The sequence below is a fragment of the Paenibacillus caseinilyticus genome, from assembly GCF_027533645.1.
Classification (GTDB): Bacteria; Bacillota; Bacilli; order Paenibacillales; family NBRC-103111; genus Paenibacillus_G; species Paenibacillus_G caseinilyticus.
In genome coordinates, this window is sequence record NZ_JAQAGY010000028.1 from 80,637 (window position 1) to 91,911 (window position 11,275).

Sequence of the window (11,275 nt, forward strand, 5' to 3'; positions counted from 1 at the left end):
TCCCGATCTTCGGTGTGGTATACTACTCTTTGCTTGGATATCGCGTCCCCATAGCTCAACAGGATAGAGCAGTCCTCTCCTAAAGGACAGATAGTGGTTCGAGTCCTCTTGGGGACGCCATACTTATACATACGCCCAAGATGAGGTTTCGTTGATTATGCCGCAGGCCCGCCAGGGCTTTTTGTTTTCTTAAGGTAAGATTGTATAGAAAGCCCCTTGATCGCGGTACACTACCCGAGTGTGCCCCCGTTCCAAGATATCCCTATCCAACAACACGGCAAAGAGCCCGCATCCACGAATCCTTTCGTGCAAGCAGGCTCTTTCTTTCATTGCGTAAGGACGAGCGGGCCATCTTTGGTAATGGCGATGGTGTGTTCGAACTGAGCCGAGAGACTGCCGTCCATCGTACGGGCGGTCCATCCATCGAAGTCAATGAACATTTCGTGCTTGCCGGCATTGACCATCGGTTCGATCGTGAATACCATGCCTTCCTCGAGTCGGAAGCCCCGTCCGGGTTTGCCGGCATGCGGGAAGGAGGGCTCTTCATGCATATCCCGGCCGATGCCGTGCGCGACGAGATCCCGTACGACAGAGAAGCCGTTTCCTTCGGCATGCTTCTGGATGGCATTCACGACATCGCCGATACGGTTGCCGACGAGTGCCTTGGAGATGCCGAGGTTCAGGCATTCCCTGGTCACGCGGACAAGCTTCTCGGTTTCCGGCGAGATGGTGCCTACCGCATACGTTTCACAGGTATCGGCCATCCAGCCGTTATAACAGCAGACGATGTCGATCTTCACAATATCACCGTTAGCGAGCGGCTCCTTGCTCGGGAACCCGTGGGCGATTACATCGTTGACGGAAGCGCACGTGGCCGCGGGGAACCCTTTGAAACCTTTGGTAACTTGGCTGGCGCCGTGACTTACGATGAAGCTTTCAGCAAAATCATTGATTTCCATGGTGGTGATCCCCGGGCGGACCATCTTTGCGATCTCCCGGTGGCAGGCCGCCAGGATTTGCCCCGCTTCGCGCATTTTGGCGATTTCTTCAGGGGTTTTCAAGTGGATCATAGCAGTTCACTCCTAGCTTTGTACGACGGATTAGGCCGGGGTATATTCTTGATTGTACTCTATTGTACGCAGTTGCTTCAAAAACTTCCCATGTGGTAAGATGATCCACACTGATTTTTTCAACGATCGGATAAGCATAAGGAGGTGCCGGATCATGACACAAGACCCAGTATGGCAGGAAGAGCGGCAGCGTCTGCAGATCGTCCTGGAGCGCATCCGCCGGGAGATCGAACGGTCGGAAGCCTTGTCGGAAGAACGCTCCTCCACTGTGGCCGAAGCCCGCAAAGATTTTTGGAGCGATATCTCCGTGAACCTCTCGAACCGGGACGATATCATGGAGACGTATGCGGCCATCACCCAACAATCCATGATGCTCGGCGGCCAGGAGCGAAGTCTGCAGCATGCCGAGGATACGCGCTATAAGCTCCTCCGAATGTACAACTCACCCTATTTCGGCCGCATTGATTTCACCGAGCAAGGGACGACCGATTCGGAGCAGATTTACATTGGTATCGGGTCGGTACTGGATGAAGAGACGCAGACGTACTGGGTATATGATTGGCGGGCACCGGTTTCCAATTTGTTCTACGACTACCCTCCGGGGCCTGCCCGTTACGATACCCCTATAGGACCGATCGAGGGTGAGCTGGAGCTGAAGCGCCAGTTTATGATCCGCGGCGGGGAGCTCAAAGCCCTGTTCGATACGGGCGTCACTATCGGTGATGAAGTGCTGCAGGAGATTCTGGGCGGCCATGCCGACGATCGGATGAAAAGTATCGTAGCTACGATACAAAGCGAGCAGAACCGGATTATTCGTGACGATGCACACAAGGTCCTCATTGTTCAAGGGGCCGCAGGAAGCGGCAAAACCTCCGTAGCGCTTCAGCGGGTCGCCTATCTGATGTACAAGCACAGGCAGACGCTCCACAGCGATAATATGGTGCTCTTCAGCCCGAATGCCCTCTTCAACAGCTATGTCGCTTCGGTACTTCCCGAGCTTGGCGAAGCGAATATGCAGCAGACCACCTACCAGGAATACCTGCGTCTGCGGCTCTCCCGCCAATTTGAGGTTGAAGATGCTTACGACCAGATCGAAGCTCTCCTGCGCCTGTCTTCGACAGCGGATGCTGAGGATCACCCTAGACTCCATAGTATCCGATTCAAATCTTCGCGCGCCTACATGGAAATGATCGAGCGTTACAGTAAGCGTCTGGAGAAAGAAGGCATGTTGTTCCAGGATCTGCTCTTCCGGGGACGGGTGCTGATCAGCCGTGAGCGGATGACCGAACAGTTTTACAGCCTCGACCCCGATCTCAAGCTGAGCAATAAGCTGCATCTTTTGAAGGAATGGCTGCTCAGGGAACTCAAGGAACTGGCTAAGCAGGAGCGCAGGAAGGCCTGGGTCAAACAAGAGATCGAGCTGCTGGACAAGGAAGACTACCAGAGGGCTTACAATGCCCTTCAGAAGCAGGCTGGCGAGCGGGAGGTGGCTTTTGACGATGCGAAGCAGGAAGCGCTGCTCCTGGCCAAATTCGTCGTCCACGAGAAATTCAAAGGCCTGCGCAGCCGAATCAAGGCACTCCGGTTTGTTTCCGGCACCCAGCTTTACAAGCAGCTCCTTTCGGAAGGCCCTTGGCTTGCGGAAGCCTCGCACGGAATACAGCCCCCGGCACAATGGGAGGAAGTGCGCGTGTGGACGCTCGAGCGTATGGAGCAGGGTCATCTGCCCTATGAGGATGCTACTCCGCTTCTTTATCTCACCGGTTTGATGGAAGGCTTCCACTCGTATAACGCGATACGCCATGTGATCATTGATGAAGCGCAGGATTATTCAGCATTCCAGCTGGCGTTTCTTCGCAGACTGTTCCCCCGTGCAAGAATGACGCTTCTTGGGGACTTCAACCAAGCAATCTATGCCCATACGCTTGGCAGCAGCGGCACGGCGGAGCAAGGCTATGGGGTCGTGTATGACCTGTATGGCCGTGACCAGGTAGAGCTCATCCGTCTAGTCCGGAGCTATCGCTCGACGCGTAACATCGTCCAATTCAGCCGAAGAATTCTTCCTGGGGGGGAACCCGTGGAGGCCTTCAACCGCAGCGGCGAAGATCCGCGCATCATCCAAGCCTCGAGTAGAGAAGAACTGCATCGCTTCATTGCGCAGGAAGTAGCGAGGCTTAGAGAGCTGGGGCAGCAATCCATAGCCATCCTCTGCAAGACAGAGGATGAAGCTCGGTCGGCAAGTGCGGGGCTGTTCCCGCTCATCGGTGCGGAGCTGATTACCAAAGAGACACGGGTATTTCCAGAAGCCGTCCTCATTGTTCCAGTGTATCTGGCCAAAGGACTGGAATTCGACGCCACGATCATTTATGATGCTTCCTGTACCCAATATGGCAAGGAGAACGATCGAAAACTGCTGTATACCGCCTGCACCCGTGCGATGCACCACCTCACCCTTTGTACGCTTGGCCCGGTGTCCCCACTGCTCGATTAGCTTCTTATCCCATGAAAGCGCAATATATTTGCGCATTTGCGAATAAATTATAAAGAGAACTGCGCAAAAACGGTTCTCTTTTTTTATGCTTCGTGGTAAAATGAGGATAATTCATAATCGAGGTGGAAACCATAATGCCGGCAGAATCTTGCTACTACATCATTTACGACGATTTTTCCATTTCCATTTGCACCATGCTTGATGAAGTTTGCGATGCTGTAGCCGGCGGAGCTTTGTTATACGGATATACGGATAACGAAGATATGGCGCAATTATTGCTCAATGAGTGCTTCCATGTCGTCCAGAAAGAGAAAACGTGAATCTATAGTTAAATCATATAAAAGCACAGCCTCTTACGTATTGTAAGAGGCTGCTTTTCTTGTTAGAGCTATTGGGCTTCATGAACTTCGAAAGAGCTCAGCCTTCACCATTATTATGCCGGCTGTGATTCTCGTTCTTGATCCGTTTGGATCCTGGTTTAGGACCGGTACGCTGACGGTGCTCTTCCTGATTTTCCTGTCCGGACGGCGGGTTTACCGGCTGCGGGATATCTTTTGGCATGAAAGTCTGCCTCCTTCTGTATCGTTAGTCTTTATCCGTCAGCGTGAACGAATGCGGTTCTTTATCATGGTTCAGCGCATCCTGATGACGGTGATCGTTCGTTTGCTGCTGCACCTGTTGGGCTTGGTGGCTGTTCACTGGTTGTACTTCCAGATCGTCCACGACGTTCTGCAGGTTTTTGTCTACACCGCTCTTATTCTTCGTCATAAAGGATCCTCCTCCGCTTACCTATGCGTTAAGGCGTGAAGCTGCTGAGCACACTCATGAAGATGCCTTACATAGTCATCTACAAGCGTTTGAATCGCGGTAGTGCGCTCATCTACCGAACCGCCGCCCCGCTCTACATCGACCAGGTCCACCTTCACTTCACGGGAATCCACATACGTACACTTAAAATCGAAGTTGTACATCGTACGGCCCGCTGTAGAAATCCGGACACGCAGTACATTCGCTTCGGCTTCATCCGCCCTTACCTCGGCGCGGTCGGATGCATCCAGCACCGAAGGCAGCGTATTTTGCCAAGCCTCCGCGAGCCGCTGGGAGTCGATCTGCAGTTTATCGTTGTTGCTCATCTGTACCACCTCCACATCTTATAACATGCGATAGACCAGAGTTCCCTATACTCTCCCCTTTGCTCAAAATTAAGCCAGCAAGCCATTCGGTCATGAGCTCCGAGTCATAAAGTTTTCTTTTTAAAAACCGTCACAGATGCAGGGTGTAAAACCCTCTCCCTCCAATGGAGGTGGCGGAGAGCTGTAACAACAAAAAAACGACCCCGAGGGTCGTTTTTTTAAACGATTAAAATTTATATCTCACCAGGGCTCGTTTCTGTCATCTTATATTCATAAACGCGCATTGTCCTCAAAGGACCGCGAAGCCGTTTATCTTGTGTATATATGGCGGAGAGGGTGGGATTCGAACCCACGGAGGCTTGCACCTCGGCGGTTTTCAAGACCGCTGCCTTAAACCACTCGACCACCTCTCCGGGTGACAAGAAGCATTGTATCACACCTGGAAAAGCAATTTCAAGGTCTACTTTACTTTTTTGCTGATCTTGGTCACGCCGCCCATATAAGGCTGAAGCACTTCAGGAATCAGGACGCTGCCGTCCTCCTGCTGGTAATTCTCCAGGATCGCTGCAACCGTCCGTCCGAGGGCCAATCCCGAACCGTTGAGCGTATGCACGAATTCCGGCTTCGCTTTCGCGTCGCGGCGGAAGCGGATGTTCGCTCTACGGGCTTGGAAGTCCTCGAAATTGCTGCAGGAAGAGATCTCCCGGTACGTATTGCTGTTCGGCAGCCATACTTCGAGATCATACGTCTTCGATGAAGAGAAGCCGATATCGCCTGTGCAAAGAGACAACACCCGGTAAGGCAGATTCAACAGCTGCAGCACCTTCTCAGCATCTGCCGTCAGCTTCTCAAGCTCATCATTCGAATGCTCCGGCAGCGTCAGCTTCACCAGTTCAATCTTGTTGAACTGATGCTGTCGAATGAGTCCGCGCGTATCCCGGCCAGCTGAACCCGCTTCGGAGCGGAAACATGCGCTGAATGCAGCGAAATACTTCGGCAGATCTTCCATAGGCAGGATGTCATCCCGGTGGTAATTCGTTACCGGTACTTCCGCCGTAGGAATTAAGAAGTAATCGGTACCTTCGAGCTTGAATACATCTTCCTCGAATTTCGGCAATTGCCCCGTACCGGTCAAGCTATCGCGATTGACGATCTGCGGCGGCAGCATTTCTTCATAGCCGTGCTTATCGGCATGCAGATCCATCATGAAATTGATCAAAGCTCGTTCTAGGCGTGCTCCAAGTCCTTTATAGAACACGAAGCGGGAGCCTGTTACTTTCCCGGCATTCTCAAAATCGAGAATATCCAGTGCCTGTGCCACTTCCCAGTGCGGCTTCGGTTCGAAGGCAAACGCTGGCACATCGCCAATCCGGCGAATCTCCACGTTTTCTTCCTCCGAAGAACCAATCGGCACGCTGTCCTGTGGAAGATTTGGGAGCGACATTAAGATGCTGTCCAGATCCGTTTCCAGTACGCGGATTTCTTCATCCAGCGCCTTGATTCGGTCTCCTACTACTTTCATCTCTTCGATCAGATGGTCCGCATTTTCTTTGGCCTTCTTGAGCTGTGCAACCTCCTGGGAAACCACATTCCGGCGGTTCTTCAGTTGTTCCACTTCTTGGAGCAGCTGCCTGCGGTTCGTATCCAAACTAGTGAACCGGTCCAGATCCTCGAGGTTTGCCCCCCGGTTCGCCAGACCTTGTTTCACACGATCGAGATCGCCGCGCAGCAATTTCACATCTAACAAGGAGATCCCTCCTACCTCGTCTCACGTACCATATCTAGAAAATAAGCATGCATCCGCTCATCATCGGTCAATTCCGGATGAAACGAGGCTGCAAGCAGATGACCCTGGCGGGCCGCAACGATCTGGTCCTTGTAAATGGACAGCACGTCCACACCTTCGCCGACGCTGTCGATCAACGGAGCACGGATGAAGACAGCCCGCACATCTTTATCGATCCCTTTGATATCGAGGTCCGTCTCAAAACTCTCACGTTGACGGCCGAACGCATTGCGCGCTACCTTCATATCCATGAGACCCAGATGGGCTTCGTCCTGACCTTCGATTTCCTTCGCCAGTACGATCAGTCCTGCGCAGGTCCCGAATAACGGCTTGCCCTGACGTGAGAAATCACGCAGGGCATCCAGGAATCCATAGGTGCGCATTAGTTTGCCGATGGTTGTGCTTTCACCACCGGGTATGATGATGCCGTCAATCTCTCCGAGCTGTTCCGTACGCTTAACGGCTACACCCTCGGCTCCGGCTTTTTCGATCATTTTCACATGTTCAGCAACAGCGCCCTGCAGCGCCAGAACACCAATCTTCATCGCTCTCAACCTTCTTCCCGAATGACGCAAACCGCAGACGACGAATTACCAGCCGCGCTCCTGCATCCGTTCAGACACATGCAGCTTGGAAATCTCGATCCCCTTCATCGGCGTGCCGAGGTTCTTCGAAATGTTCGCGATCAATTCGTAATCCGTGTAGTGTGTCGTAGCCTCTACGATAGCTTTTGCGAACTTCTCAGGGCTGTCTGACTTGAAGATGCCTGAACCGACGAATACGCCGTCAGAGCCCAGATGCATCATAAGCGCAGCATCCGCAGGAGTGGCTACGCCGCCCGCTGCAAAGTTGACGACCGGAAGACGGCCAGACTCATGTACCTGCAGCAACAGCTCGTAGGGTGCTCCAAGGTTCTTCGCTTCGGCCATAAGCTCGTCCTTAGCCAGCGCCTGGATTTTGCGAATCTGTCCGGTGATCATACGCATATGACGAACAGCTTCGACAATATTACCGGTTCCCGGCTCGCCCTTCGTACGAAGCATAGATGCCCCTTCACCGATCCGACGCAGCGCTTCTCCAAGATCTCTCGCTCCGCAAACAAACGGAACCGTGAAATCCCTCTTATTGATATGGAATACTTCATCGGCCGGTGTGAGCACTTCGCTCTCGTCAATGTAGTCTACGCCCATGGATTCCAGAATCTTAGCTTCTACAAAATGACCGATCCGTGCTTTGGCCATGACCGGAATCGAGACAACCTTCATAACCTCTTCTACTACCGTTGGGTCAGCCATACGGGCTACGCCGCCGGCAGCACGGATATCGGAAGGCACGCGTTCCAGAGCCATAACGGCGGAAGCGCCTGCTGCTTCAGCGATGCGAGCCTGTTCTGCATTCATGACGTCCATGATGACGCCGCCTTTTTGCATTTCGGCCATACCTTTTTTGACGCGGGATGTACCTGTTTCCATGTCCGATTCCTCCTGAAACCTATACGTAATTTTTCCACGATCCGGTATTATAGGACAAACTAACTAAGCAATAATTCTACATGAACCTTTCCAAATAAACAACCCATGATGCCTGGTTTTATCCCTTTTTCGCCCCACTGATGGTGTCAACGAAGAAGTTTTTGATCGCCCGGAAGAAGAGTCGGACCCAGCTTCCTTTCTCTACTTCTTGAGCAGCCACCAGGTTCACGGTATGCTCACTGCCGTTATACGTCACCTTAGCCGTACCGAGAACTTGCCCTTTCTGAATCGGAGCCGTAATCTTGCTCTCATCAGCCAGCGCTTGTCCCGTTACTTGAATCTCGCTATCAGGTGTTCCCTTCTTAACGACAAGCTTCATTTCCTGTTCCGTAACGACGGGAACTTCCGTTTCCACGCCTTTTTTAATATTCACGGTTTGCAAGGAACTTATCGGTGCACCGGCAGCGGCGATTTGCTTCGATTCAAAATTATTGAATCCATAGTCCAGCACCTTACGTGTTTCCTCAAATCGTTTGGGCTCTGTCGGTGTTCCCATAACGACACTGATTAACCGCATGCCGTTACGTTCGGCCGTACCGGTGAAGCAATACCCGGCCTCATTCGTGTGTCCTGTTTTCAAACCATCCAACCCTTGATAAGCATAGCGCTTGAAGTTAGCATTATCTTTATTCCCTTCCAGCATCCAGTTCCAGTTGACCATAGGCGCAGGATCTTTTTCACGGAACTTACGGGTAGGGGTCTTCGTATACTCCAGAACTTTTGGGTGATCCTTGATGATTCGATAAGCAATAATAGCAGCGTCTTTCGCAGTTAGCATCGTTTCCTGTTTGTTTTCTTTCGGGGCATACTTGCCCAGATCCGCAATAGACAAGCCGGTAGCATTATTAAAATGAGCCTGAGCCGATAAACCCAACTCTTTCGCCTTATCATTCATCATTTGAGCGAATTTCTCTTCCGAACCCCCGATTCGCTCAGCAAGTGCCACAGAAGCATCATTAGACGAATAAATCGACATCGCTGCGAACATATTGTCCACTGTTGCCTGCTCATTATTCGCCAATAGTCCACCGGAACCAATGACATCAGCGGCATACTGGCTTGCCGTGATCATCTCATCCATCTTCAGCTTCCCTGCATCTACCGCTTCCATCACCAGATACTCCGTCATCATCTTAGCCATGCTCGCCGGGGGGAAAGCCTGGTCTGCATTATATTGATAGAGAATCTGTCCTGTCGCTGCATCCATCAATACCGCAGACTTTGCGTTAAGCTGAAGCTCGGTGCTTTGTGCAACCGGTGCTTCCTCAGCTCGAACTGCTGCCGGCTGGACCGCAGCCAATGTCGTATGTAACAGTAACGTAACCGCTAAGGTGGAACAAACTCGCTTTGCTCGTACGAACAACCAACTCAACTCCTATAAAAAAAATTTAATATCACGCACTCCATATACCTTAGCTATTGTACCATAAGCCTCTTTTCCTTTACAAAAAAGGAAAGGACGGAAGCCGAAGCTCCCGTCCTGCAAAATTCCAGTATACCTTGATTATAATGAGTAGTTCGGAGCTTCTTTGGTGATCTGCACATCATGAGGATGGCTTTCACGAAGTCCCGCGCCGGTAATACGGATAAAGCTCGTTTCGTTAATCAGGGCGTGGATATCCCTAGCACCGCAATAGCCCATCCCCGAACGCAAACCGCCAACCAGTTGATACAAGGTATCAGCCAGAGGTCCCTTATAAGCCACGCGTCCCTCGATCCCTTCCGGAACCAGCTTACTCTCATTCTCTTGGAAGTAACGGTCTTTACTGCCTTCCTTCATGGCTCCAAGCGAACCCATACCACGGTAGACTTTGAACCGGCGTCCTTGATAAATCTCGGATTCCCCTGGGCTCTCTTCCGTGCCTGCGAACAAGCTGCCGATCATGACGGCACTGGCGCCTGCAGCAATAGCTTTTGCTACATCACCGGAGTACTTGATGCCGCCGTCTGCGATAATCGGTACATTGTATTCACGCCCCACCGATGCACAATCGTAGATAGCGGTAATCTGCGGAACACCGATACCTGCAATAACACGAGTAGTACAGATCGAGCCTGGTCCGATCCCTACCTTTACAATGGAAGCACCCGCTTCAATCAAGTCTCTTGTTCCGTCACCGGTGGCCACATTCCCGGCACAGATAGGAAGTTCAGGATACTGTTCGCGGATTTTGCGGACTGTATTCAAGATATTGATATGATGTCCGTGAGCGGAATCCACAACAATAAGATCCACACCAGCTTCCACCAAAGCAGCAGTCCGTTCCATGACATCTTTCGACACGCCGACCGCAGCACCAGCCAGCAGACGGCCATGCTTGTCTTTTGCCGAATTTGGGAATTGGATAGCCTTCTCGATATCCTTAATGGTAATAAGACCTTTCAGAACATTGTTCTCATCGACCAATGGAAGCTTCTCGATCTTGTGCTTTTGTAAGAGGCCTTCTGCTTGCTGCAAAGTAGTGCCTACTGGAGCTGTAACCAGATTCTCACGAGTCATAACTTCTTTAATTTTAATCGAATAATCATGTACGAAACGAAGATCCCGATTCGTCAGGATTCCCACAAGCTTATTGTCTTCATCGCAGATGGGCACACCCGAAATCCGGTACTTTGCCATAAGCTCTTCAGCATCATATACATGATGATCAGGAGTAAGGGAGAAAGGATTCGTGATGACGCCGCTCTCGGAACGTTTAACGCGGTCCACTTCTTCTGCTTGTTGAGCGATCGGCATATTCTTATGAATAATCCCGATTCCGCCCTCTCTGGCCATAGCTATAGCCAATGCCGATTCCGTTACCGTATCCATCGCCGAGCTGAGGAAGGGAATATTCAACTTGATAGCGCCGGTTAATTCTGTCGAGATGTTAATTTCTTTACCGAACACATCCGATTTACGAGGCACCAGCAATACGTCGTCGAATGTCAGCCCTTCTTTGGCAAACTTAGTCTCCCACACAAAAATAATCCTCCTTCATGTTATACCTCATATAAAGCCCGAAAAGTATTATTGCAATCTTATCAAATGCCCAATTTTAATGTCAAGCCTAAACTAGGTCCATTTTCACTGGGTTTTCAATCCAATCTAGCAAATTGCAAATAAAAGAGCCCTTCCGGATTAAAATCCAAAAGAGCTCTTTGGCTTGGCGACGTTCTACTCTCCCAGGACCCTGCGGTCCAAGTACCATCGACGCTGGAAGGCTTAACGTTCGTGTTCGGGATGGGTACGCGTGGTTCCCTTCCGCCATCATCACCAAACG

The 11,275-nt window shown here is 51.4% G+C and carries 11 protein-coding genes, 2 tRNA genes and 1 rRNA gene; 3 read left to right on the forward strand and 11 right to left on the reverse strand.

The window, feature by feature from the left end:
* Positions 1-44: 44 nt before the first annotated feature.
* Positions 45-120, forward strand: a tRNA-Arg gene (locus O9H32_RS28465).
* 206 nt (positions 121-326) lie between these two features.
* Here the strand turns inward: O9H32_RS28465 and map are convergent.
* Positions 327-1,070 carry a type I methionyl aminopeptidase gene (map, locus tag O9H32_RS28470; protein WP_269869503.1) on the reverse strand — a complete coding sequence of 248 codons (744 nt, stop codon included), beginning with the start codon at positions 1,068-1,070 and terminating at the stop codon, positions 327-329.
* Positions 1,071-1,224: 154 nt separating this feature from the next.
* Here map and helD point away from each other — a divergent pair, with 154 nt between their 5' ends.
* Positions 1,225-3,561, forward strand: coding sequence for an RNA polymerase recycling motor HelD (gene helD / locus O9H32_RS28475; RefSeq protein ID WP_269869504.1), 2,337 nt, complete (start codon positions 1,225-1,227; stop codon positions 3,559-3,561).
* Between the two features lie 134 nt (positions 3,562-3,695).
* A complete protein-coding gene (locus O9H32_RS28480) occupies positions 3,696-3,881 on the forward strand; it encodes a hypothetical protein (protein WP_269869505.1) in 186 nt (61 codons plus the stop codon).
* Between the two features lie 97 nt (positions 3,882-3,978).
* Here O9H32_RS28480 and O9H32_RS28485 read toward each other — a convergent pair whose 3' ends face one another.
* The 10 genes from O9H32_RS28485 to rrf form a co-directional block, all read right to left on the reverse strand.
* Positions 3,979-4,122 carry a small acid-soluble spore protein P gene (locus O9H32_RS28485; protein WP_269869506.1) on the reverse strand — a complete coding sequence of 48 codons (144 nt, stop codon included), beginning with the start codon at positions 4,120-4,122 and terminating at the stop codon, positions 3,979-3,981.
* A gap of 24 nt (positions 4,123-4,146) precedes the next feature.
* On the reverse strand, positions 4,147-4,329 hold the full coding sequence (locus O9H32_RS28490) for a hypothetical protein (protein WP_269869507.1): 183 nt from the start codon (positions 4,327-4,329) through the stop codon (positions 4,147-4,149).
* A gap of 17 nt (positions 4,330-4,346) precedes the next feature.
* Positions 4,347-4,694 (reverse strand): hypothetical protein, encoded by a 348-nt coding sequence (locus O9H32_RS28495; protein WP_269869508.1) that lies wholly within the window; start codon positions 4,692-4,694, stop codon positions 4,347-4,349.
* Positions 4,695-5,019: 325 nt separating this feature from the next.
* Positions 5,020-5,107: transfer RNA gene (locus O9H32_RS28500), tRNA-Ser, on the reverse strand.
* 47 nt (positions 5,108-5,154) lie between these two features.
* Positions 5,155-6,441: a serine--tRNA ligase gene (serS, locus tag O9H32_RS28505; protein ID WP_269869509.1), complete on the reverse strand. Its 1,287-nt coding sequence runs from the start codon at positions 6,439-6,441 to the stop codon at positions 5,155-5,157.
* An 11-nt stretch (positions 6,442-6,452) separates the two neighbouring features.
* Positions 6,453-7,025, reverse strand: coding sequence for a pyridoxal 5'-phosphate synthase glutaminase subunit PdxT (pdxT, locus tag O9H32_RS28510; RefSeq protein WP_269869510.1), 573 nt, complete (start codon positions 7,023-7,025; stop codon positions 6,453-6,455).
* 45 nt (positions 7,026-7,070) lie between these two features.
* Positions 7,071-7,952, reverse strand: a complete 882-nt coding sequence (gene pdxS, locus O9H32_RS28515; protein ID WP_269869511.1) for a pyridoxal 5'-phosphate synthase lyase subunit PdxS — start codon at positions 7,950-7,952, stop codon at positions 7,071-7,073.
* Positions 7,953-8,070: 118 nt separating this feature from the next.
* A complete protein-coding gene (locus tag O9H32_RS28520) occupies positions 8,071-9,375 on the reverse strand; it encodes a D-alanyl-D-alanine carboxypeptidase family protein (RefSeq protein ID WP_269869512.1) in 1,305 nt (434 codons plus the stop codon).
* Positions 9,376-9,516: 141 nt separating this feature from the next.
* A complete protein-coding gene (guaB, locus tag O9H32_RS28525; protein ID WP_269869513.1) occupies positions 9,517-10,974 on the reverse strand; it encodes an IMP dehydrogenase in 1,458 nt (485 codons plus the stop codon).
* A 182-nt stretch (positions 10,975-11,156) separates the two neighbouring features.
* Positions 11,157-11,273 (reverse strand): 5S ribosomal RNA (gene rrf, locus O9H32_RS28530).
* Between the last annotated feature and the right edge of the window lie 2 nt (positions 11,274-11,275).

Coding starts and splice junctions, on each gene's coding strand:
- helD (WP_269869504.1), top strand. CDS start 1,225: ATGACACAAGACCCAGTATGGCAGGAAGAGCGGCAGCGTCTGCAGATC.
- O9H32_RS28495 (WP_269869508.1), bottom strand. CDS start 4,694: ATGAGCAACAACGATAAACTGCAGATCGACTCCCAGCGGCTCGCGGAG.
- O9H32_RS28485 (WP_269869506.1), bottom strand. CDS start 4,122: ATGCCAAAAGATATCCCGCAGCCGGTAAACCCGCCGTCCGGACAGGAA.
- O9H32_RS28480 (WP_269869505.1), top strand. CDS start 3,696: ATGCCGGCAGAATCTTGCTACTACATCATTTACGACGATTTTTCCATT.
- map (WP_269869503.1), bottom strand. CDS start 1,070: ATGATCCACTTGAAAACCCCTGAAGAAATCGCCAAAATGCGCGAAGCG.
- pdxT (WP_269869510.1), bottom strand. CDS start 7,025: ATGAAGATTGGTGTTCTGGCGCTGCAGGGCGCTGTTGCTGAACATGTG.
- pdxS (WP_269869511.1), bottom strand. CDS start 7,952: ATGGAAACAGGTACATCCCGCGTCAAAAAAGGTATGGCCGAAATGCAA.
- O9H32_RS28490 (WP_269869507.1), bottom strand. CDS start 4,329: ATGACGAAGAATAAGAGCGGTGTAGACAAAAACCTGCAGAACGTCGTG.